Source organism: Paenibacillus sp. FSL L8-0494 (assembly GCF_038003695.1).
Taxonomy (GTDB): Bacteria; Bacillota; Bacilli; order Paenibacillales; family Paenibacillaceae; genus Paenibacillus_AQ; species Paenibacillus_AQ odorifer.
The window spans coordinates 5,283,346-5,307,347 of sequence record NZ_JBBOPQ010000001.1; the positions used below are offsets into that span (position 1 = coordinate 5,283,346).

The 24,002-nt window shown below is 46.3% G+C and carries 21 protein-coding genes and 1 other RNA gene; 1 reads left to right on the forward strand and 21 read right to left on the reverse strand.

What is annotated here, in order from left to right; all coding sequences use genetic code 11:
* Position 1: 1 nt before the first annotated feature.
* Positions 2-1,432 (reverse strand): MocR-like pyridoxine biosynthesis transcription factor PdxR, encoded by a 1,431-nt coding sequence (pdxR, locus tag NYE35_RS24030; RefSeq protein ID WP_341122157.1) that lies wholly within the window; start codon positions 1,430-1,432, stop codon positions 2-4.
* Between the two features lie 93 nt (positions 1,433-1,525).
* Between pdxR and NYE35_RS24035 the strand changes: the two genes are divergently transcribed.
* Complete coding sequence (locus NYE35_RS24035) at positions 1,526-2,746, forward strand: aminotransferase-like domain-containing protein (protein ID WP_076103770.1); 1,221 nt, start codon at positions 1,526-1,528, stop codon at positions 2,744-2,746.
* Positions 2,747-3,965: 1,219 nt separating this feature from the next.
* On the opposite strand, the gene rnpB is transcribed toward NYE35_RS24035, so the two are convergent.
* From rnpB to NYE35_RS24135, 20 genes are all read right to left on the reverse strand, one after another.
* Positions 3,966-4,368: RNase P RNA component class A (gene rnpB, locus NYE35_RS24040), an RNA gene on the reverse strand.
* 64 nt (positions 4,369-4,432) lie between these two features.
* Positions 4,433-5,548 (reverse strand): Nif3-like dinuclear metal center hexameric protein, encoded by a 1,116-nt coding sequence (locus NYE35_RS24045; RefSeq protein WP_341122158.1) that lies wholly within the window; start codon positions 5,546-5,548, stop codon positions 4,433-4,435.
* Positions 5,524-6,303, reverse strand: coding sequence for a tRNA (adenine(22)-N(1))-methyltransferase (locus NYE35_RS24050; RefSeq protein ID WP_428978138.1), 780 nt, complete (start codon positions 6,301-6,303; stop codon positions 5,524-5,526). Before NYE35_RS24050 ends, NYE35_RS24045 begins: the two co-directional genes overlap by 25 nt.
* Positions 6,300-7,124 (reverse strand): hypothetical protein, encoded by an 825-nt coding sequence (locus tag NYE35_RS24055; RefSeq protein ID WP_076141828.1) that lies wholly within the window; start codon positions 7,122-7,124, stop codon positions 6,300-6,302. Before NYE35_RS24055 ends, NYE35_RS24050 begins: the two co-directional genes overlap by 4 nt.
* Before the next feature lie 110 nt (positions 7,125-7,234).
* Positions 7,235-8,368: an RNA polymerase sigma factor RpoD gene (gene rpoD / locus NYE35_RS24060; RefSeq protein ID WP_036683799.1), complete on the reverse strand. Its 1,134-nt coding sequence runs from the start codon at positions 8,366-8,368 to the stop codon at positions 7,235-7,237.
* Between the two features lie 40 nt (positions 8,369-8,408).
* Positions 8,409-10,229, reverse strand: a complete 1,821-nt coding sequence (dnaG, locus tag NYE35_RS24065) for a DNA primase (protein ID WP_036683805.1) — start codon at positions 10,227-10,229, stop codon at positions 8,409-8,411.
* A 45-nt stretch (positions 10,230-10,274) separates the two neighbouring features.
* Positions 10,275-10,748 carry a YaiI/YqxD family protein gene (locus NYE35_RS24070; RefSeq protein WP_036683807.1) on the reverse strand — a complete coding sequence of 158 codons (474 nt, stop codon included), beginning with the start codon at positions 10,746-10,748 and terminating at the stop codon, positions 10,275-10,277.
* A gap of 162 nt (positions 10,749-10,910) precedes the next feature.
* Complete coding sequence (gene glyS, locus NYE35_RS24075; RefSeq protein WP_341122159.1) at positions 10,911-12,986, reverse strand: glycine--tRNA ligase subunit beta; 2,076 nt, start codon at positions 12,984-12,986, stop codon at positions 10,911-10,913.
* A complete protein-coding gene (glyQ, locus tag NYE35_RS24080; RefSeq protein ID WP_036683820.1) occupies positions 12,979-13,866 on the reverse strand; it encodes a glycine--tRNA ligase subunit alpha in 888 nt (295 codons plus the stop codon). The genes glyS and glyQ overlap by 8 nt, the downstream gene beginning before the upstream one ends.
* Before the next feature lie 420 nt (positions 13,867-14,286).
* On the reverse strand, positions 14,287-15,042 hold the full coding sequence (gene recO / locus NYE35_RS24085; RefSeq protein ID WP_036683821.1) for a DNA repair protein RecO: 756 nt from the start codon (positions 15,040-15,042) through the stop codon (positions 14,287-14,289).
* Between the two features lie 36 nt (positions 15,043-15,078).
* Positions 15,079-15,222: a YqzL family protein gene (locus NYE35_RS24090; RefSeq protein WP_076098533.1), complete on the reverse strand. Its 144-nt coding sequence runs from the start codon at positions 15,220-15,222 to the stop codon at positions 15,079-15,081.
* Between the two features lie 113 nt (positions 15,223-15,335).
* A complete protein-coding gene (gene era / locus NYE35_RS24095) occupies positions 15,336-16,229 on the reverse strand; it encodes a GTPase Era (protein ID WP_036683823.1) in 894 nt (297 codons plus the stop codon).
* 674 nt (positions 16,230-16,903) lie between these two features.
* The gene (locus tag NYE35_RS24100) at positions 16,904-17,365 is read right to left on the reverse strand and encodes a cytidine deaminase (RefSeq protein WP_428978140.1); all 462 of its coding nucleotides are present in this window, start codon (positions 17,363-17,365) and stop codon (positions 16,904-16,906) included.
* A gap of 261 nt (positions 17,366-17,626) precedes the next feature.
* The gene (locus tag NYE35_RS24105; protein WP_036683827.1) at positions 17,627-18,022 is read right to left on the reverse strand and encodes a diacylglycerol kinase family protein; all 396 of its coding nucleotides are present in this window, start codon (positions 18,020-18,022) and stop codon (positions 17,627-17,629) included.
* On the reverse strand, positions 18,022-18,519 hold the full coding sequence (gene ybeY / locus NYE35_RS24110) for an rRNA maturation RNase YbeY (RefSeq protein ID WP_036683829.1): 498 nt from the start codon (positions 18,517-18,519) through the stop codon (positions 18,022-18,024). The genes NYE35_RS24105 and ybeY overlap by 1 nt, the downstream gene beginning before the upstream one ends.
* Positions 18,516-20,771: an HD family phosphohydrolase gene (locus NYE35_RS24115; RefSeq protein WP_036683831.1), complete on the reverse strand. Its 2,256-nt coding sequence runs from the start codon at positions 20,769-20,771 to the stop codon at positions 18,516-18,518. The genes ybeY and NYE35_RS24115 overlap by 4 nt, the downstream gene beginning before the upstream one ends.
* 14 nt (positions 20,772-20,785) lie before the next feature.
* On the reverse strand, positions 20,786-21,757 hold the full coding sequence (locus NYE35_RS24120; RefSeq protein WP_036683834.1) for a PhoH family protein: 972 nt from the start codon (positions 21,755-21,757) through the stop codon (positions 20,786-20,788).
* 15 nt (positions 21,758-21,772) lie between these two features.
* Positions 21,773-22,954: a sporulation protein YqfD gene (gene yqfD / locus NYE35_RS24125; protein ID WP_341122161.1), complete on the reverse strand. Its 1,182-nt coding sequence runs from the start codon at positions 22,952-22,954 to the stop codon at positions 21,773-21,775.
* Positions 22,951-23,244: a sporulation protein YqfC gene (gene yqfC / locus NYE35_RS24130; protein ID WP_036683844.1), complete on the reverse strand. Its 294-nt coding sequence runs from the start codon at positions 23,242-23,244 to the stop codon at positions 22,951-22,953. The genes yqfD and yqfC overlap by 4 nt, the downstream gene beginning before the upstream one ends.
* Positions 23,245-23,417: 173 nt before the next feature.
* A complete protein-coding gene (locus NYE35_RS24135) occupies positions 23,418-23,996 on the reverse strand; it encodes a hypothetical protein (RefSeq protein ID WP_076205219.1) in 579 nt (192 codons plus the stop codon).
* Between the last annotated feature and the right edge of the window lie 6 nt (positions 23,997-24,002).

Below are 24,002 nucleotides of genomic sequence, written 5' to 3' on the forward strand. Positions count from 1 at the left end.
GTCATTGCAAAAACCGGCCAAGTAAGTGAAGAAACCGCTGCAACCCTTCCTCCATCTCCGGTTCCTTCATTTGAGAATAGCAAAGACGGATGTGGCGGGAAGGCGTTTCCGCAGAGTAACAGACATCACCGGGTAAAAAAGAAATGCTCTCCTGCTCCGCCAAGTCATGCAGGCTTGCGATATCAGGAGAAGGGGGCAGCTCCAGCCAGAGATTAAGTCCCCCCTCTGGTAGAATATAGTTCACTCCAGGCGGCGCGTACAGCTTCAGAAGCTTCGCCGCCTTTTCCATACGACCACGGAGTGTAATTCGTAGCTGTGCTGCGTAGGCGTCGTATTTTTCAGCGATGAAGGGTAATACGGCCTTCTGTGTCAGCAAGGGACTTCCAAGGTCACTCGCAGATTTAGCGGCGATCAGCCGGGACAGAATATTTCCTTCTGCGGCTACACAGGCAATTCGGCAACCAGGAGCAAGTACTTTGCTAAAGCTTTTCATATAGACTACATGTCCATCGGGATCCATTGATTTAATCGCCCTAGGTGGAGGTTCATGGAAATATAAATCACTAAATGGGTCATCCTCAACAATGAGGCAACGGTAGCTGCGCGCTAATTCCAGCAGTCGTTGTCTTCTTGTGATGCTCATAGTTACGCCGCTTGGATTTTGAAAAGTAGGGATGGTATAAATTAGCTTTGGGGGTCTTTGATCACACATTTTTGTAAGAATATCCACCCGCATCCCTTCACTATCCGTAGGCACAAAAATCATCTCTGCACCTCGTCCCGCAAAAACATCAATAGCACCAGTATAGCTAGGCGCCTCAAGATATACTGTATCTCCAGGACCAACAAATGTACGAGCCACCAGATCAATGCCTTGCTGGGTCCCGCTGGTTATCATCAAATCGGAAGAAGTTAGCGAAATCCCACGCGATTTCAAATGTTCTCTCATGACATTCCGCAGCTCAAGATCTCCCTGAAAATTCCCGTAGGTTGCCATAAGCTCCGGTTGCTCTTTGACCAAGGATGCGTAGGTATCACCAATATCTTGAAGTGGCAGCAGCTCACTGTGGATGGCGGCTAAATGAAAGGGATATTTCACTTCCGAAACATCAAAATTCCGCCAAAGCTGAGCCCGCGGCAAATAATCATCATATAAATCCTGCCAGCAACCCTCTTCTTGACGTCTATTATGGGTTGGATCGGCTACAAAGCAGCCTTTACCCTGTCTGCAGTAAATAAGTCCTCGTTTCTCAAGCATATCGTAAGCCTTGCTTACTGTAACCTGACTCACGTTCAATGTTATAGCTAGACTTCTAACGGAGGGCAGCAGGACACCTTGCTGAAGCAGTCCTGATGAGATCCGCTGACTGAGGGTTTCACTGATTTGATGGGGCAGAGTTTTACTGCCGCTGCGATTCAAATCGATATGCATGAACCCTTCACCTCCACTGTTATATTCAACGCTTTACTGTTATACAGCACTCCTATTATGATAGCATCAAATCGAAAGGTGGAGAACTAATTTATGGATATCAAATACTCAACGGCAGCCAATCATCTAGGGTCATCAGCAGTTCGGGAGATTCTAAAAGTTACACAGGGCAATGACATCATTTCACTTGCAGGCGGGCTGCCTGGGGAGGATTTGTTTCCCTTGGAGGCCGTACGTGATGCCTATAATCGCGTGCTCTCCAGCGACACCTCAGCGCTTCAATATGGGCTTACTGAGGGTTTTACTCCACTACGTGACAAAATCGCTGAAAGGCTTACCCGTCAAGGTATCCCGGTTACAGCCTCTGAGATGGTATTGACTACAGGCTCACAGCAAGCTATAGATCTGTTATGCAAAATATTGCTGGATCCCGGCGATGCAGTTTTTGTGGAAGCGCCCACCTATTTGGCAGCACTACAGGTACTCGGTTCTTACCGGGCTGCTATTCATTCGATACCAAATGATGAACATGGCATTCTGCCGGATCAGTTGGAAGAGCAGATTCGGATACATCGGCCAAAACTGCTATACGCAGTTCCGACCTTCAACAATCCGTCTGGAGCAACCTGGAGTAAAGAACGCCGCGAGAAGGTGGTTGAAATCTGCCGCCGTTACGGTGTTCTTATTCTAGAGGACAATCCCTATGGAGAAATAACCTTTGATGAAGATAAAACTCTATATCCACCCTCATTAGCCTCCATCGATAGAAGCTTCGGCGGGGATCATTGTGTAGTCTACACAGGGACCTTCTCCAAAATCGTCGCCCCTGCCCTGCGCACCGGCTGGATTATCGGCGATTCTGAACTAATCAAGACCATCGCCAAGGCAAAGCAAGCAGCCGATCTGCATTCCAGCACCATCGACCAGCGTGCTTTAGATGAGCTGCTGTTGCATTTTGATATTGAACAGCATATCCGCCTCATCTCAAAAGAGTATCATTCGCGTATGAAGCTCCTGTCCGCGGAGCTCAGATCACATAACTGGGAAGGAGCACATTTCCTCGAGCCAAGAGGCGGCATGTTCCTATGGCTTACCCTTTCTGAAGAGATTAACACTAAAGAATTACTCCCGCTGGCAGTGGAAAACGGAGTAGCGTTCGTACCCGGAGAGGTATTCTATTCAGCGGAGCCTCACAAAAACAAAATGCGCCTTAACTTCACGCATACGCCACCCGAACTAGTTCCTGCTGCTGTTCAACGTCTAGAGAAAGCATTGGTTCAATGGCAGCAAAATCAAAACATCGTTCGGTCGTGAATAACTGCTCATAATCAATAGCCACGATAGCTAATTAAAACGGCTTCTCCATCCTTTATTGGACGGAGAAGCCATTTTTTGTGAGCAGATTTCTGCGTCTTCACTTTTGCGCATTTGCAGAATGTTACCTTTACGCATTTCTGCAAATCAAATTTTCGCATTTCTACTTTTAGCGTTTTTGCAAATCTCATTTCGCAATTCCACATTTGTGTGTCTACACAGCTCATTTCTGATTTCCACATTTCAGCGTCTCTGTACAGCTCATTTCGTATTTTCACATTCGGCGTTTCTGCACAGCTCGTTTTGCATTTTCACATTCGCGTTTCTGCACATCTCATTTCGCATTTTCACATTCGCGTTTCTACCCTTTGCACATCATATATCCAATTCCCCACATTTCGCTTTCCGCATCACCAATTATCCTCTAGTTACACAACACATCTACCACTCAATTAACCCCGATTTCACAGCGAAGTTACAGCCAGAGGTTACAATTGATATTTTGCTACTAACTCCAATCTTCCCGCAGAAGATTAGCCAAGCTCCGCATTGTTACAGTTTGCTAGCTACTAATCTAATTCTGGCTTCAAAGTAACTATGGAGTTCTGGAGTTCTGGAGTTCTGGAGTTCTGGAGTTCTGGAGTTCTGGAGTTCTGAGTTCTGGAGTTCTGAGTTCGGGAGTTCGGGAGGTTCGTATCGGACCCCAGCGCTCTTATTTGCATCAATTCCGCTCATTTGGTTTGCTATCGGACTCCATAGTCACTATTGGATTCAAAACGCCCGATATCCACCCTGTTTATGCCGAATAACGGCTCTCCAGTCCGAAACTCCTCCAAAAAGGCATAAAATACACAAATAGCTGCATCTCGGTCCGTTAGCATATCAGCTCATCAGCCCATCAGCCCATCAACCCATCAGCCATCAGCCATCAGCCATCAGCTCATCAACCACCAGTCATCAGCCCATCAGCTCATCAACCACCAGCCACCAGCCATCAACAATCAGCTCATCAACCACCAGTCATCAGCCCATCTGCCGCTAGCAATTCTTTTAAAAAATCCAATTTCTGCATATCACGTTACTAAACACCTGCATTTTCACGCATTCACTGCTTTATATATTTGCCTTATCCGCATTTGTTTGCAACAAAAAAGGCGGCGTAGCCGGGTTACCGGGATACGTCGCCGTTTGTATGGTGTTGTTATTATAACGTTGCAGTTAGGAAAGTTTGCCGTAAGCCGGGTTCTGTGCTCGTCGTGGTTCGATCGGGAACTACCCTCCCACCATAAGCGACAATCATCTATCTAGGCCATACATTACTGCACAGCTCCAGCGACCAACCTAGACGCGCCTCAGGCTAAGGCTGCTTATTCAGCTGCGTCTCATTAGGTCTTGCTCCAGATGGGGTTTACCAGGAACGAAGTCACCAGCGTTCCTCGGGGTCTCTTACACCTCGGTTCCATCCTTGCCTGTGCCGCCCTAAGGCGGCCATCGGCGGTCCATTTCTGTGGCACTATCCTTCAGCTCGCGCCGACTGGACGTTATCCAGCATCCTGCCTTATGGAGCCCGGACTTTCCTCCCGTGACGTCTTCACGTCACCGGCGATTGTCTGTCAAACTTTCCGAACAACATTATATATTATACAGACATCACATGTCTGGCACAAGCATTATTAAATGGCAATTTTATAGGAACTTAAATGGCTCCGTATTCACCTGCGAAGCATGTACAGCTGTATCATACTTATGCTCGGCCAGTTTTCCAGCCATCCACTCCGCTACTTTCTCTTTCATGATCTTCTCCGCATTATGTCCCGGATCAATCAGAGTGATTCCGGCGAGCGCAGCATCCTGTACTGTATGATAATCCAGATCCCCAGTAACCAGAACATCCGCACCGCGGAAAATAGCACTGTTATAATACTTTCCACCCGAGCCACCGAGAACAGCGGCTTTACGAATTGGACGGTCCAAATCACCAACAACCCGTACATGGTCTACCTTCAGACCTTTTTTTACCGTCTCCACGAATTGTCCAAGGGTTGTAGGCTCTTTGAGCTTTCCTACCCGCCCAAGTCCTAAGCTGCGGCCTTTAAGATCCATTGAATACAAATCATAGGCAACCTCTTCATAAGGATGGGCCTTAAGCATAGCCTGCACCACTTTATTGCGGATGGAGTGCGGGACGATCGTCTCAATACGAATTTCCTCGGCACGTTCCATCTTACCTTTTTCCCCGATATAAGGATCCGTGCCTTCTCCTGGAATAAAAGTACCGTATCCCTCGATATTGAAGCTGCAATGACTATAGTTGCCAATTTCCCCTGCTCCAGCATTCAGGATAGCATCCAGAACCTTCTGATGATGATCTTTCGGCACAAATACTACTAGCTTTGATAATTGCTCTGAATGAATGTCTTTGATGGGTACTCCGTTTTCTATGCCAAGAGCTTCCGCCATCCAATCATTCATTCCACCTTCGGTAACATCCAGATTCGTGTGGCTGATGTACACCGCAATGTCATTCTTGATTAATTTTTCATACATTTTGCCCGCCGGTGTGTCTGTCTGGATTCCTTGCAATGGACGGAAAATAATCGCATGATGCGCAATAATCAAATTGCAGCCTAGACGAATCGCTTCTTCAACTACCTCATCATTCACATCTAAAGCAACTAATACATTAGTTATTTCTTTTTGCAGCGTGCCCAGTTGAAGGCCAATTTTGTCCCAATCCTCAGCTAAATGCTTAGGAGCCAGTTGCTCCATATACTGAATTACTGTTTGTCCCTTGGCAAACATTGTAGCACCTCCGTAATTTCCCTGATCTGACCTTGAATCTGTTTCCGTTTATTCTCAGCAGATTCTAGTTCTGAACGTGACAACGATGTTAAAATGCCTTCCAATTTCTGAATCTCACCCTGCCACTTAGCAAAAAACACAGCATTTGGCGCTTGAAGCAGCCATGGTCCCATTTGCAGCAAGGCCTCTTGCCCAAGGACCTTAGTGGAATCCCCCAGGGTTAAGTCACGATATACACTTTCATTTGTAATTCCAGCGTCCGTATTTTCTGGTACAGCCGTCAATACTTCATATAACTTCCCGTCTTCTTCCAAAATTCTCTCAGCTACGAGTACCCATTTATTATTTAATAACCAGCGGCGCAAAATATCCTCGCCTACATTCGGCTGAAGCAAAAGGGTTGTAACATCCTTTAGCTTACCTTGGCTTTGACCCCGGTCCAGAATCGCGGCAATTAATGCGCCTCCCATGCCAGCAATCGTGATACAATTGACTTCACCAGGTTCCAGAACCTCAAGGCCGTCTCCTCGGCGCACCGAGATCACCTTCCCTAGTCCAGCCTCTGCAACGCCCTTACAAGCAGCATCAAAGGGACCCGGGTTTACTTCACCTGCAATTGCAAACACAGCCTTACCGCTTTCGACAGCGGCCACAGGAAGCAAGGCATGATCGGAACCGATATCTGCTAATCTGCTTCCTTGCGGAATTTGCTCCAGCAATTGCTGAAGCCGATCTGATAATTTCACATTGTTCATGTTGCCACCCACGTTATCCATTTTTTTCGAAACCCAAACAACAAAGCTAACCCTGCTGCAATCTTTAGGATCAGCATCAATGAAATCCACTGCGGATAATCCTGTCTTAATAAAAGAGCGTCAAGCTCTGGCATGATCCAAAGCGATACTCCCACTGCAAAATAAACACTGGCAACACCGCTTACCTTATGATGCAAAAGCCAGCTTAACCATACCATCAGCACACACAATGGCAGCCATAGGAACTCCAGTTCAAATATAGAGGCCTCCGGGCTTCTTCCACCGAAGAACCCTGCATACAGTAATGCCCAAAAAGCAAAACCACAGTACTGCAACAAACCTATCCGGAGTAAAAATCCCAAAATACACCATAACAAGCCGCAGCACCCAATTAGAATAGGCCTCCAGAGCTGAGGATCCAGATCATGCAAATCAATCAGCCATAGCCCAAAACCAAGCGTTAAAACACTGCCCAGCCCCGCTAGGATAAGACTGATAACATTGTTCCGGTCCTTATAAACGGCGGAGTATCCATAACAAATAATTAATACAGATAGTGCGGTTGCAAGTTGCAAAGGCCAAGGAAAAACGCTAAAATAAAGACTAATCAAGAAAATCAAGGAAATAATTCCAAAAGAAAACAGCCAAATTTTGATGCTTCCCTGCTGTAAATTTCTCAGCGAAATTGGATTGTTATCCTTATTCGCATCCTCATCGTCATACAGATTGGTTAAGAAATCGCAATACTGCTCTGGCAGCAACCGGCTTTTTCTCCAATACTGAATCTCTTTTATAATGATGTCGCGTTTTTCCAAATTCACTGGTTCATCCTTCTTTCCAGATACACAAGGTCAACACATTTTTTACCAGCGTAAATTCAAATAAAAGAACCTCCTGCCACTGAGCAGCAGAAGGTCCAGTTCATGAAATACTATTCAAGGAAATCCTTAAGCCGTTTACTACGGCTAGGGTGACGAAGTTTGCGCAATGCTTTGGCTTCGATCTGGCGAATCCGTTCCCGGGTAACACCAAACACCTTGCCGACTTCTTCAAGCGTTCTTGTCCGTCCATCATCAAGGCCAAAACGCAGGCGAAGTACATTCTCTTCACGCTCCGTGAGCGTGTCCAGCACATCCTCCAGTTGTTCCTTCAGGAGTTCATAAGCCGCTGCATCCGCAGGAGCCAATGCTTCCTGATCCTCAATGAAATCTCCCAGATGAGAGTCATCTTCTTCACCAATTGGTGTTTCCAAGGATACAGGTTCTTGGGCAATCTTCATGATCTCTCTAACTTTCTCAACCGTCAGTTCCATCTCAGCCGCAATTTCCTCTGGGGAAGGTTCGCGTCCCAGTTCTTGCAGCAATTGGCGCGAAACCCGAATCAGCTTGTTGATCGTTTCCACCATGTGTACAGGAATACGAATGGTACGCGCCTGATCCGCAATCGCACGAGTGATGGCCTGGCGAATCCACCAAGTAGCATACGTACTAAATTTGAATCCCTTATTATGGTCAAATTTCTCTACTGCTTTGATCAGACCCATATTACCTTCCTGAATCAGATCCAGGAACAGCATACCGCGTCCGACATAACGTTTCGCGATACTTACTACGAGACGCAGGTTCGCTTCTGCAAGACGGCGTTTAGCTTCTTCATCGCCATTCTTAATCCGCATAGCAAGCTCAACTTCATCGTCAGCCGACAACAAAGGAACGCGTCCGATTTCTTTTAGATACATACGGACAGGGTCATTAATCTTGATCCCTGGTGGCAGTGACAGATCGTCATCAAAGCTGAAATCATCGCTGTCTTTATCCTCATTATCCTCGCTTGGTCGGAGGCTGTTAACCTCTTCATCGTTCTCGTTTACAACCTCAATTCCCAAATCACTGAGTTGCTCGTAGAACTCCTCCATTTGCTCGGGGTCTTGATCAAACGGCGATAATTTCTCCATAATATCTTTGTAATTTAATGATGATCTTTTCTTACCTTGCTCAATGAGCTGATCCTTCACCTGATCCAAAGTAAATTCTGCTTCCAATTCAGTATGCTGATCGTTCGCCATAATTCGACTCCCTCCTCCCTAGGTACATCCTGTCAACATGTCATTGTCTCTCTAGGGCTATAATCTCACTTGCTATTTGTGCCGCACGCAAAAAGTCACCTGACTTTTCAGCCTGAATCATCTCTTCACGCTTCTGTTCCATTTTGCGTTGCAGTGGGTATTTCCGCACTTCACGGATACAATCATCTAGAACCTGCATATTCCAGTCCGGAGGGGTATCCATCATGGATATTGATGTCGCAGTTTTTTCCAGACGATCATCCTGAAGTGATGATAGAAACCGACTAATGCCGGGTGGTTTGCCTTGCGCGTAATAGGCATATAGATAAGCAGCAATTGCCGCATGATCAACGATGTTGAAATCTTCTCCGAGGCGTTCGCCCACATACGTGGCGGCTTCCGGGTCCTGAATCATAAAGGACAATAGACGCCGTTCCGCGACATGATAAGCGGGTAGTAAGGTCGGTGTCTGCACCTGCCCTTTTTTATGCCTACCATTATTCCACCTTTTGTCGTTATTATCCCCTTCAGGGATGTTTTTTTGCATCGATGCCCTAAGTAAATTACAATCCTGCTTCAAACTATCATATGAAAGTTCGAGTTCAGCAGCGATTTCCTTCAGATAAACCTCTCGCTCTGTTGAGGAATGCAGTGAAGCAATAACTTCTAAGGCTTCCTTGACATAGGCGATTTTGCCATCTTCCTCTAGGAGTATATGGTTTTTTTTCAGATATATAAGCTTAAATTTTATGGATGAAACTGCTGAATCAATAACCTGATCTTTAAATCTTTCTCCTCCATGCTTGGAGATAAATTCATCCGGATCCACCCCGCTTGGCAGTAAGGCGATCTTTACACGCAGGCCGCTGCCTTCAAGCATCGGAATGGCCTTCATGGCTGCTGCTTGTCCCGCCCGGTCACCGTCGTAAGACAGTATAATTTCATCAGCCAGGCTCTTCATAAGTGCCACATGACCCTCCGTCAAGGACGTTCCCATCGTTGCTACGCCGTTATGCACACCCGCTTCCCAGGATGAGATGACATCTCCGTATCCTTCAAACAGGACGATTTGTCGAGTTTTGCGAATGGATGCTTTGGACTGGTGCAAATTGTACAATATCCGGCTTTTGTTAAACAATCTACTCTCCGGAGAATTTAAATACTTAGGTTGACCCTCTCCAAGTATTCTTCCGGCGAATGCGATTACCTTGCCTGTACGGTTGGCAATCGGAAAAATAATCCGGCCACGGAAACGATCCAAATAGCCTTTGCCCTCACCGCGGGCTGACAGAAGTCCGCCTTTCTCCATTTCCGCAAGGTCAAAATTTCGCTTCTCCAAAAACTGCAGCAAAGTATCCCAGCGGTCCGGAGCATATCCGATCTGAAACTGGTCAATCATTTTATCACTGAAGTTCCGGCCTCTTAAATAGTCCATAGCGGCTTTGCCGTGTTCCGTATTCTTCAGCAAGTAATGATAGAACTTTGCCGACCATTCATAAGCTTGAATCAACCGGTCGCGTTCCGGATCAGGGGGAGACATCATACCTCCCTTACCTTCTGGAACGGGAATATCACTTTCTTCAGCCATTATTCTGACAGCTTCGGGGAAGGTTAATCCTTCGATTTCCATCCTAAATTTGATGGCATTTCCACCCATACCGCAGCCAAAGCAATGAAATACTCCCCGGTCGGGGGTAACAGTAAAGGAAGGGGTTTTCTCCGAATGGAACGGGCAGAGGCCCCATAAATATTTCCCCTGCTTGGACAAATGAACAACCTTACCGACTGTATCGACTATATCATGACGCGCAAGCACGCTTTCGATAACCTCTTCCGGAATATTGCCGTGTCCGCTAGCCACTTCAACCACCTTCATCTCTTAACAAATAAATATAATTCGCTATTGCTACACATTCTCCTGCAAAAGTATTAAAAGTTTTGTCAGTTTATGTTGAAAATAAGTTTTTTCTTCTGCCGTTATGGGTTTTGGACCCTTGGAATAATGTCCCCGTCTTCGTTCCACGGCCCTGGCATGTCTTCCCTCCAACATAAAATCCATCTTGGAATTGTCGTATTCCTGACCACGAAATGAAAGCACACTGCATCGTTTACCTAGTGCAAGTGCCGCAAGACCATAATCTTGAGTCAGTACCACATCTCCTGCAGTAATATGATTGGCAATATATAGATCGGCACTCTGATCTCCTCGATCCACCTGCACAACCGTTACACCCTCTTCAGCTTTCAGTGCATGGTCATAAGAAGATACCATAAGTACCGGAACACCAAAGGTGCGACCTACCTCAGCGATCTCTTTTTTGACCGGACAAGCATCCCCATCCACCACTATCGTTCTAGACTGGGACTTCTCCATGATCATCACCAATTTCCCGTGTAATATATATACGCCCTCTCCGCAAGAAATCCTTCTTTCTAAGCATAAATACGGAACGGATGTCAAATGACGCATTGGCACCGTTCCGTATATTTATACCCCAAACCAACATTCTATACCATAAGATTCAAATTTTCTTGATTAAAATTACCAGACAAGCTTCGCGAAATCAGCGAACGACTTGGAGTCAGCATCAATACCAGCAAGCAGAGCCAAACGGTTAGCACGCACTTGCTCGTCCTCAGCCATAACCATAACGGAATCAAAAAATGTTGTAACGGCGTCTTTTAGACCCGAAAGAATCCGAAGTGCTTCTTCGGCATTTTTTGCCGCCATAGCTTCAAGGTAAGGTGTGTGAAGCTCCTGCCATGTATTGAAAAGCTGCATTTCGGCATCTTCTTTAAGTAAAGCAGGATCAATCACTTCACTAGTTGCTTTACTTGCCAAATTACTGACACGAGTAAGCGAATCCACGGTAATCTTGAAATCTGCTTGGTCGGACACAGCAGCCATAAGAGCACGACTTCTGCCCACAACATCTACTACGTCGTCAAAACCAGCCGCTGTAACAGCGTCTACAACATCATAGCGTACATTGTCAGATAAAAGACGTTTTACACGCAGACCGAAGAACTCGTACAGGTTTATACGTAGTTCATCTCCAGAATGTTTCGTATTTCCTGAATTTTCATGAATTTCAATCGCCGCTTCAAAAATTTCACGCAGCGTAATTGGCAATTTATGCTCAAGCACAATTTGAACAATTCCTGCAGCCTGACGGCGCAGCGCATATGGATCCTGAGATCCTGTCGGGATGATGCCGATGGAGAAGCAGCCAACAATCGTATCAATTTTGTCTGCTATGCTGACTACTGAACCCGCTTCTGTTGAAGGTACAGCATCTCCTGCAAATCGTGGCTGATAATGCTCGAAGATCGCTTTTGCCACAGTCTCAGGCTCGCCTGCTTTACGTGCATAATCTTCACCCATTGTTCCTTGCAGCTCAGGAAATTCATAAACCATTTGTGTGACAAGGTCAAATTTACAAATATCCGCAGTGCGACTTACTTCGGACACAGCAGTAGCTGACAGTCCAAGCTTCACAGCCAGACGATCAGAGATTTGGCGAATACGGCGCACCTTATCCCCTACGCTTCCCAAATCTTCATGGTAAACAATGTTCTCAAGCTTGGCTAACGCATCGTCAATCTTCATCTTTTGATCTTCTTGATAGAAGAATTTGGCATCTGATAGACGAGCACGAAGCACTTTTTCATTTCCCTTAGCGATAACATCCAAGGATTCTGCATTCCCGTTTCGTACAGTTACAAAGAATGGCAGTAGCTTGCCAGCTGCATCAAAAACAGGGAAATAACGCTGATGCTCACGCATCGAGGTAATCAGCACATCCTGAGGAATCTCTAAGAAAGATGGATCAAAGGTTCCAAAGAGCACGGTTGGTGTTTCTACCAAGAACAGTACTTCTTCCAAAAGATCTTCTTTAATCGCAATCGTCCAGCTTTTCTCTTCAGCCAATTTGTTGATTTGATCCAGGATAAGCGTTTCCCGTTCCTTCACATCCACAAGTACATGCTGCGCACACATGCTCTCCACATATTGTGCAGGCTCCGAGATTACAGTCTCTGTACCCAGAAAACGATGTCCACGGCTCACATTACCCGCTTTTACATCCGTAATCTCCAAATCAATGATCTCTTTACCAAAAAGAGCAACCATCCAGCGAATCGGACGAACGAATTTAAAATCGTAAGCTCCCCAGCGCATGTTTTTCGGGAAAGTCATCGCATTTACAATACCCAGAAGTCCTTCTGTGAGCAAAGAAGCAGTCTCTACACCCGCACTATTTTTTGTGGCATAAATATATTCCACGCCAGCTAGCTCTTTAAACGTAAATTGCTCTGGAGATACACCCTGACTGCGGGCAAATCCTAGTGCAGCTTTACTCCAGTCGCCGTTAGCATCCAGCGCGATTTTGCGTGAAGGTCCTTTGACCTCTTCACTAATATCCTCTTGCTTCTCAGCCGCATCCTTAACAAATACAGCGAGACGACGCGGCGTAGCATATGCAGTAACTCCAGCATGGTTTATACGTGCAGAATCCAACCACTTGGACATTCTATCCTGCAGCTGTTCCATCGCAGCACGGATAAAACGTGCAGGAATTTCCTCCAGACCGATCTCAAACAGGATATCTTTAGACACGGTCAGCACCTTCTTTCTTCAGCAGCGGGAAGCCAAGCTTCTCGCGTTCCTCAAGATATGTTGCCGCTACGGAGCGGGCAAGATTACGCACTCGGGTAATAAATCCAGTCCGTTCAGTTACACTAATTGCTCCACGTGCATCGAGTAGATTAAAGCTATGTGAGCATTTCAACACATAATCGTAGGCTGGGAACACAAGATGCTTCTCCATCGCTCTACGCGCTTCCTCTTCATACATGTTGAACAGCGAGAATAACATTTTTACATCCGATACTTCAAAAGTGTAGGTAGAATGCTCAAACTCCGGCTGATGAAAAACATCACCATAAGTCATACCGCTTACCCATTCAAGATCGAACACATTTTCTTTATCCTGAATGTAAGAGGCTAAGCGCTCCATACCGTAAGTGATTTCTACAGCAACAGGGTTAGCTTCGATGCCACCTACCTGCTGGAAGTAAGTAAATTGAGTGATCTCCATACCGTCCAGCCATACTTCCCATCCCAGACCTGCACAGCCCAGTGACGGATTCTCCCAGTTATCCTCTACAAAACGGATGTCATGCAAGAGCGGATCAATACCGAGTGCTTTCAAGCTATCCAAATAGATCTCTTGAATGTTATCTGGTGAGGGTTTGATGATTACTTGGAATTGGTGATGCTGATACAGACGGTTCGGGTTCTCTCCATAACGACCATCGGAGGGACGACGTGAAGGCTCTACGTAAGCCACTCTCCAAGGCTCAGGACCTAGCGAGCGTAAAAAAGTCATAGGGTTCATCGTGCCGGCGCCTTTTTCTGTGTCATAAGGCTGTACGATGATACAGTTCTGTTCAGCCCAGAACTGCTGCAGTGTCAAAATCATCTGCTGGAAGTTCATAATACCGTCTCCTTCGCTTTACAAGTTTTTTACAACAGCTTGCCTAAAACTTTCTACCATGGAGGCGGCACTTTTAGCTCCTGACAGCAACAAAAAGCCCCCGCCCCCATGCCTGATTAACAGACATAGGGACGAGAGCTTAACTTATTCTCCCGCGGTTCCACCCTACTTGATTTCATACCTTGTATGAGCAAGTTTGCTGCCAAGACAAGAACGAAATCCACTTTCATTCGCCGCATTCGTACTCCCAGGTGCCATGTTCATGAACGTTGTCCCGCTAGGCTTCCACTGCCCCCAGCTCGCTGAATAACGACAATACAGTCCACTACTTTCCCGATCAATGCACGCCTCTCCCCAATTGGAGCATAACGACGATCATATAATAAACTGATCCTATAGTAACGGAAAAATCAGCTTTCGTCAAATCTTGTACTTGTCGAGCTGGTCTAGGAAACTTTGTGACTTCAGCTTTAATCCGAGTTGTACATCCATAAAGGCCCGCATAATTTTTTTCAGCTCATCCCGGCTGCTTTCCTTTACATCCACATTGCCTAGTCTAGTTAGGTCAAGTCTGGCGAATAATCGCAGCAGCTTCAACGCACGAGCAGAGACCTCCATGGCTGGAGGGTCATTATGTTTACAACTGCGGCACAGTGCTCCTCCAAGGCGAGGGCTGACCAGCAGTTGATCATCCGGCTTCTCGGCACCACAAATTACACAAGAATCGAATTCAGGACCATAACCGGCTGCCTGTAAGATTTTCATTTCAAAGACATTTATGATAACGCCGGGTTCCTTGTCCTCTTCAAGTGCATTAAGACAGGCCGTAAGCTGGCGAAACCAGAAGCTTCCCGTTTCCTCATCATGCAGAACACGATCAAGCAGTTCACACGCATAAGACGCATAAGCAGCTTTGATCAAATCCTCACGCAGCGGATGGTGAGACTTCGTAATTTCGCCAGAATTCAGTGTCCCAAGTCCTCCATTATTTCTAAAAAAAACAAATTCCCCAACGGTGAACAGTTGGATCAATGCAGCATGGCGGCTTTTGACCTTCTTTGCGCCACGCACCAGAACCCCTACTTTTCCCGCGTTCTCGGTGCAAAGCGTAATAATTGCGTTCCCCTCGCCGTAGTCCATGCTGCGGATGACGATCCCTTCCACCCTGTGTAGCATGCCTCTTCCCCCAACCATTCGGCAAGCAACCAGTCCTTATTGCGCTTCTTCATCACAGGCCTTCTCTTCCTCCACTAGCTGTAATCCACTATCTTCAAGCGGATGGCCAGCTTCCTTATACAGCAGGTAAGCATCGACGTCTCCTGTCATTGCAAAATACTTCCACGAAAAGTTTCGCATTCGTATTCATCCTTTCTTGGGAAAGACGATGTCTCTTATCAAGAATTAGGATGGTGCGATGGAGCAGGTTCTATCCTTGCAATTCCTACCAAACGAGGAATAACGGAATTAACTTAAAGGTCTTTATGGAAGCCCAAATCCCGCAGAACGCGGTCCTGATTGCGCCAATCTTTTTTCACTTTTACCCATAGCTCCAGAAAAATCTTCGAACCCAGCAGGTTCTCAATATCTGTCCGAGCCCGTCTGCCGACCTCTTTCAGCATTGCCCCTTGCTTGCCGATAATAATTCCCTTTTGCGAATCACGCTCAACAAAAATAACAGCTGAAACATGCACCACTCCATTAGGCTCAACCTTCATATCTTCGATGGCTACAGCAATAGAGTGCGGCACTTCTTCACGAGTCAAATGCAGAATTTTCTCCCGGATTAATTCCGCGCAGACAAATTGCTCGGGGTGATCCGTGATTTGATCTTCCGGATAATACTGAGGGCCTTCCGGCAAGTACTTGGCAACCTGCTCTAACAGCGTATTAACATTGCTGCCCATCTTCGCAGAAATCGGAATAATTTCGGCAAAATCATGCAGCTTGTTATATTGAGCCATAAGCGGGAGCAGAGCTTCCGGCTCTATTTTATCGATCTTGTTGAGCACCAGAATCACCGGTGTCTTCAGACCATTTAATTGCTCGGCAATGTAACGGTCTCCACCGCCCAAGCCCTCTGACGCATCCACAAGGAATAACACAGCTTCTACTTCACCCAGTGTACTCATTGCAGTCTGGTTCATGTAGTCGCCTAGCTTGGACTGTCTTTTATGAATCCCCGGTGTGTCCAGGAATACGATTTGTGAAGTGTTTGTTGTGTAAACACCATGAATTTTGTTTCTGGTTGTCTGTGGCTTATCCGACATGATGGCAATCTTCTGGCCAATGACCTGATTCATGAGTGTTGATTTACCTACGTTTGGTCTGCCGATAATTGCGACAAAGCCTGATTTGAATTTCATATTATCTTCCTTCCATACTTACCTTCTAGTTCAATCTTTTTCAATCATTCAATCTTTTTTTAAAAGCTTTTTCGCTCCCCCTGAATCTCCCTCAGCCAAGGGGGACCCCAAGGGCCCCGACCCTCTGGACACCCGAAAATAGGCGTACCTGCAACGTTCGACGGGATTAGAGGGACGGTTGTGCATGAGCGCTTTTGTCCCCTGTTGGGGACACGCTTCACTGTCGCTTATTAACACGGTTCGCATTAAGCTCTCCATGGAGAAAAATTACTGAGATGCAGCTTACAGGCAGGGTTTCAAGTTACGATGGGCAAAGAATCGCTGGCGGCTTTTGCCGCGGCGCTTACCTCGTAATATTACTCTAATAACACATAGTTTGCACCAGTTTAGCCTAACTTGGTAGAACTAGAACACTTTTAATTGTATTTTGTACAACTAATTTTAGTTTGAGTTTATGTTTTGGTGCTTTAGTTGTATTCTGTGCAATTAAATCCTGTCTTAAGAGCCTAATATGGACTTTATCATAAATTTAATTGTACTATCTGCAACTAAATTCATTTTTGTGGGAAAGAGTAGCAATTTAACTGTACATTGTGCAATTAAAGTAGCAACCTTCGTCTAACTATGCCTAATTTGCCTTTATACGGGCACAGGCATTAAATCAAAACCTCATTTTATTCTGAAGCTTGTCCTTGCTTTAGATCTACGGGACCAAAAGCGCCTGGAAGCAATTCTCCCACCGTAGTCTCAACGACATCACCCTTCATGTTTCCAAGAATAACCTTCATATCCGGTGAACACAACTCAATCATTACTTGCCGGCACACACCGCAAGGTGAAACGGGGCCGTCAGAGTCAGCTACTACGGCAATTGCTTTAAAAGAACCAACAGCATGTCCATCCGCAATCGCACGGAATAATGCTGTCCGTTCCGCACAGTTGGTTGGGCCAAAAGCAGCATTTTCCACATTACAGCCGTGGTGAATATGACCATCCTGATCAAGAAGGGCAGCTCCCACTCCGAATCGGGAATATGGAATGTAAGCTTTAGCTCGTGCTTTAATCGCCTCTTGCATAAGAAGAGTAGAATCCATATTTTGTCCTCCTAAAGTTTTGTGAGTATTGACTTCGTTGATTTTTCTTCGCACAAAACTCAATTCGTAAGCATACGCTCTGTTTTGTTTATCGTAACTTCCTGTTATTACTTCGACAAAACTCACTTCGTAAACATCTAATTAGTTTCGTTTATCGTTATTTTCTCAGGTGCACTAAATTTTATCAGCGTACTTCATGAGATATATTCGGGTAAATAACTCACTTCAAATTATTCAGTAACGAAAGAGGCGGAATCGCAAAACGCGGGTCCGCCTCTCCCCTGAATTGATTTTGTATCCTGATTATGACATAAGTCCGCTAATCCAGTCCATCACAGGCTGGTAAAAAACATAGATCCCGACTAAGACAGCAAACACCGCCGTGAGAAGCACAGCTCCTGCGGCGGTATCTTTTGCTCTCTTAGCCAGTGGATGAATCTCTGGCGAGATCAGATCAACCGTCGCTTCAATTGCCGTATTGAGCAGTTCGGCAGTTAGGACAAGCGTGATCGAGAACAGCAGCAACATCCAACTGGCCAGCGGAAGTCTGAACACGGCAGCGGCAACTAGCACAACCACCGCTAAACAGCAATGCACCTTCATGTTAAGCTCGGATTTGAATGCCGACACTAAGCCTTGCGATGCAAACCGAAAAGAGTGCCAGAACTTCTTGTGCCCTACCGCCGTGTTCTTCACCATTAGCGCGTCAACCCAACCTGAGATAGTACTTTTTCTTGCTTGGACATCATTTCTGCTTCTGAGGCTTCATCCTGATGATCATATCCTAACAAATGCAGAAATCCGTGAACAAAAAGAAAACCAAGCTCTCGTTCCAGTGAATGACCGTATTCCAGCGCCTGCTCCTGCGCACGAGTTACGGAAATGATTATATCCCCAAGTACGTCTGGAACATCTTCCAGCGCCTCGCCTTCCTCTACCTCGTATATAATGTCCAGCTCGTCCTCTCCGCTTTCATTCATAGCAAAAGAAAGCACGTCCGTCGGACGGTCAATTCCCCGATATTCTAAATTCAACTCATGTATACGAGCGTTATCGACAAAAGTAAGAGCTACCTCGCCCCGATCGATCCCTTCCGCTTCACCTGCTTTTTGCAAAATGCTCTCCAGCAGCGTAATGAGATCGTCCTTTATCTCGTATTCTTCTTGCTCGTTATCCCAAACGATCTCCAAACTCATGGGTTAGGTGCCCCTTCCTCTTTTTTCGGCTTACGCACATCTTCTGGATATTCGATCCGTGAATGGAAAATTCCCATAACCGTCTCCTTCAGAGTCCGTGCAATAATATCCAATTCTTTAATCGTCAAATCACATTCGTCAAACTGATGATCATCCAGTCGACTTTTAATAATCTTCTCAATCATCGTTTCCACCTGCAGAACAGTTGGCTTACGCAATGATCTCACTGCAGCCTCGACACTGTCGGCAATCCCCACAACGGCTGCTTCCTTCGACTGGGCTTTCGGTCCAGGATAACGGAAATCTTCCTCGGTAAAATCAGCCTCGACACCTTTTTCTTCAGCCAGCTTCAGTGCCTTATGGTAAAAATAATGCAGGAACGTTGTTCCATGATGCTGCTCAGCAATGTCACGGATTGGTTTTGGCAGCTTATATTCTCGTTGCATTTCCACCCCGTCACGGGCGTGGGCAACGATGATAGATTTACTAAGCTTCGGTTCAATAGAGTCATGTGGATTTTCCATATTATTCTGATTCTCGATAAAATAAAACGGACGTTTTGTTTTGCCGATATCATGATAATACGATCCTACCCGGCATAATAAGCCATCTGCTCCAATTGCTTCCGCGGCAGCCTCCGACAGGTTACCTACCATTACACTATGGTGATAGGTTCCCGGGGTTTCGGTAAGCAGCTTGCGCAGCAGCGGGTGGTTTGGATTAGACAATTCTACCAGCTTCAATGCTGATAGAATACCAAAGGTTGCTTCGAAGAAAGGCATTAGCCCAATCACAAGCACAGCCGTCAATAGACCCCCTGCAAAAGCAAAACCAACCGAATACAAGGTGCCTACCTCTTTCCATGCCCCTCCGCCTAACAGTATCTGCATAAAAACTGTCAGACAGCCAAAAAGCGATACCATAATCCCGCCTTTAAGGAGCGTGGAGCGTTGACCCGCACGGTGAGTCGCAAAGATAGCCACGTAAGAAACCACGATGGCAAAGAAACCAAAGTTAAAATCAAAGATTGAGTTCTGCTGCACATTCAAAATAACACTCGCCAGTACACTGAATAGAATGGAGCAGAAATAGGCCAAAGGCATGTCCAGAAGCATTGCAATTAACATTGCGCCTATCGCCACTGGTGCCAGGAATCCGATATAAGATCGGACATCGGTCTGCAAAACAGCGGCCAGCCGCATAGAGATAATAGTTATAACAAATACAAGCACCAGCATCAATAGCTGAGAATTGTTGTACTTAAAGCCTGAGGTACCGCCAGAATAACGAATGAACGCAAGCAAACCGACGGAGAGCATCGCAGAGAGAATCAATAGCCCTAATTGTGGCCAGTAATTCACCTCATTGCTTAGTAGACCATTCTCATCCAAAAGAGTGTAGAGCTCTGGAGTAATTAGCTGCCCCTTAGCAACAAGCGTGTCCCCTTGCTCGATGAATACATCAGGTGTGTTCTCCCGAGCTTGTACCTTCGCTTCCTTGGTAGCATCCTCATCGTAGAACTTGTTACTTGTGATCACAAGACGTACAAGCTCCTGAACAACCTCACGCGCTGTACGCTGGCTTAGAGAACTAATACTGACCTGTTCCGCTACCTTGGCGCGAGCAGTCTGCGCATCCGTAATCTGATCATTCATCAGCCTAGTTACAATATCTCGGGCGACAGGCTTCATCTCGATAATGTCCTGAGAGGTCAGGCGCGGAATCTTAATGTAAGTCTCTTCCGGAATGACATAGGTCTGCTCTTTGATGACAGATTGCATTTCATCCAGAAGGTGATCTGAATAAGTAGCGCTGCCTCGATTGGAAGCTACGAAATTCAAGATGAAGTCGCTGGCTCTCTGCGGAATCTCATCACGATAAATCCCCGTCTTATCGCTTTGCGAAATCAGATCATCCTGATTGAGGCGATCTATCCGGTCCAGCAGTGAGGTCACAAGGTTGTCCGCCCTCATCGGGATAATTTTGTACTTGGGAGATACGCTTTCAGCCGCTTCCTCAGCCGCCTTTAACGTAGCTTTGGTGTCCTTAATTTGTTTCGGTGCCGTTATTTCCTTTGCACTGTAAGTATTCTCTTTAATATCATATTTCTTAGGCAGCAATTCTGGCGACAAGCTGAAGTAGAACACTAGTCCGAGTAACAGGAAAAGAGCATAGCGTGTCACTGCGCTATACTTCCATCCGTTGTTCGTATATACAAATCCGCTTAATTTAGATGGTTGCTTTGAAGCCATGAAGACAATCCCCTTTATTGGAGGTTTTCGGCAGAGCGGTCATAGGCAACGATAATTTTCTGCACCAGGGAATGCCGTACAACATCCTGTTCCGCGAAGTAGACAAAGCCAAGTTCTTCTATGCCGGATAAAATCGCTTTGGCTTCAATCAAACCGGATTTCTTGCCGCGGGGCAGGTCAATCTGGGTAACGTCACCTGTAATCACCATTTTGGACCCGAAGCCGAGTCGAGTCAGGAACATTTTCATTTGCTCAGGTGTGGTATTCTGTGCTTCATCCAGGATGATAAATGAATCATCCAGTGTACGTCCGCGCATATAAGCCAGCGGAGCAATCTCAATCAATCCCCGTTCAAGCGCCTTAGCCACCTGATCGGGTCCCATAACGTCGTATAACGCATCATAAAGCGGACGCAGATATGGATCTACCTTTTCTTGCAAATCCCCTGGAAGGAATCCTAGACTCTCTCCTGCTTCTACTGCGGGACGCGTAAGAACAATACGCTTAACCGAACCCTCTTTCAGTGCCGTAACTGCAAGCACCACTGCCAAGTAGGTCTTCCCCGTTCCTGCAGGACCGATTCCGAATACAATATCACGCTTCTTGATCGTTGTCACATAATGCTTCTGGCCGACCGTTTTGACACGGATAGGCTTTCCGCGAAAAGTTGTAGTAATTTCTCCTTTGAACAAATCGAGCAATTGATCAGCACGAAAATCTTTCGCCAGTTCCACAGCGTACTGCACATCACGTTCAGTAAGTATGTAACCGCTACGAATGAGGGACAGTAGCACATTAAACAATTGCCCCAGCATGTCTACTTCCCGCTCAGCTCCACGAATCGTTAGCTCAGCTTCACGCGAATCAATAATGGCGGGAATTTCACTCTCGATGATTTTTAAGAATCCATCCTGCGGGCCAAACAGCGATTGCGCTTCTCCCGCATTTTGCAAAGATATACGAATGCTTGCAGTCTGTTCTGACAAGTAGCCTCATTCTCCTCAATTGTTTACTATTGGCAGTTCTTCGGAAATTTTTTCTTCTACTTCAAAGATCACTTTCATATAAACTTTACCATTCTCTTTCTTCTCATGCAAAACTTTTTGACTTTTGATGACGCTATCAACACCATATCGAGCTAAAATATCATTCTTAGCCCGCTCAATTCCCCTCGCAACTCCGGCTTCTGGAGTTATCGTATCCTTTGTTTCATTGATCTCCATTTCTTTCTCAGTCATCAGGCCCAGCGGCAGCTCAATAGAGCGCCAAGACAGCGGATCATGCTCTGTGAGCGTCTTTGAATTCTCAAAGGCGGATTTGCCATAACCCCACAGCTGAATAGCCCATTTCCCCAACACAAGATAAGTGCGATCCTTACGCTCCCCAGTATAGGTGCTATTTGTTGTTTTAAGAGGGACCTCGATATTGTACTCATGCCAAACCAAGCCCTTAACCTCACCCTTGGCTACCACATACTCTACATTTTCTTCGTCTCCAAGAGCACCGGAAATCAGGATATCTCCTTTTTTCACACGCGAATTACGCGCAACTACCGGTCTGCCCTGCTCCGCATATATTTCTGTTACCACCGCATCTGTTCGGCTAATTAAATGGCGCTGGCTAAGCAAAGGTTTGATGTCGGGCTGTTTAGCCTCTACAACCTGAATTTTGATGCTCGTCCCCGTCCGTTGCAGCCCTATCCAAGAAACACCCGGTAAATGGGCCAGCAGCCCCTTAGAGAGCTTGTCCGGCTCCTCCAGACGCCATATCCACTGAAAAGGGTACACCCCCTCCTGGCGAGCAGCAGCCAATATATCCTCAGTGGCAATCTTTTCATTTCCTTCGACTCTAATACTCCATACCATCGTAGATAACATAAAAAGTGTAATTCCAAACATTAAAATACCTATGCCAAAAAATTTCCTTTTCCACAGCCGTGCCATAAGAAATGGAAGTCCGCTTCTACCGGTAACGTGCATACGACAGCCTGTCTTTTTTAAAATCGGCCGGAGGACATAAAAATCATCCAGAAGCAGCTTAAGGGAAGCGCCGCCCTCAGCGGGCCTCACATCCCAAATCATGATTCCTGCTTCAGAAATGAAATTAATAAATCGCTCCACCTGAGGTCCCGTCACATGCAGTGTAACGAACCCCCGCAGTGATGACAGAGGTGGCTCCTTCATGATCTCTCCTCGCTTTCGTTATATCTGATCTCCCCGATAACGCCTTCTACAGCCAATTCCTGGCCTAGAATATTTCGGATGACAAGTCCCTCGCCTGTGATTTCAAGCGATCCTTTAGCTAACGCGAGCTTAAGCTGACCAGAGGAAAAATGCAGCACGCCGCGATGGTTCTCAATATGCAGTTCCTTATTGCCGATCAGGGTGATCCGGGGCATTTCCTGTAATAAGTCCTGTGGTAGATCCAGTACCCCGTTTGTCCATCCCCGCAGCCTGCGGCCAATACGGGTCATAAGTAGACGTTCCCCCTTCCTGCCTTCTGTACACCTTATGCGGCAACGCTTTTTTTTATGAGAAGAAGTAACAAAGGAGGACCCTTCTAGTGTGAAAAAAGCAAAAAAAGCCCCGGCGACCTATCGTAAAGATAGGTTGCCGGGGCTTTTCTGTTACTATGATCCAATAAATATTATCTTCGGGTAGAATGCGGCTGACGAGAACGCGGTGGTCCCAGAATCTCTGCCCAAACTACACCATTGCGCAGGTCGTCACGACTCCCTGTTCCATGTGTCTGGTCTGCCGCAGAGGGTGAGTTTGTGTTCTTAGTCTTATTTGATCTTTTGGAATCTGCACCCGCTATCCCGTCAAAAGCAGATTGAAGACGCCGCACCTCTTCTTGCATTCTTTGTGTGCGTAATTCAACTCCGTCATCGGCATGCTCCAAAGACATTCCTTCTCCAGTAGAATAATCTGGAGTGGGTATATACGCAGGTTCTGGAAAGGCAGGAGAGGCATCATATTCCCGGTTATCCTCTGACATCGACTGCCGGGAAGAGGTGCTAACAGGAGTAGGAAATCCACTGCCAGACTCGACTTGGCGCCCTCCATCGATATCCGGGCGTTTTACCCGGCGGAGCGGCGAATCCTCTCCGCCCCCAAAAGTGGGCATCCCCCCGCGAGGAGCTCCTTTGGGCTTGTTTTTAGTTGCTTTATTCACATTGGACACGATCGCGAATATAATAACCGCAATAATATAGATCCAGCTCATGGAGAT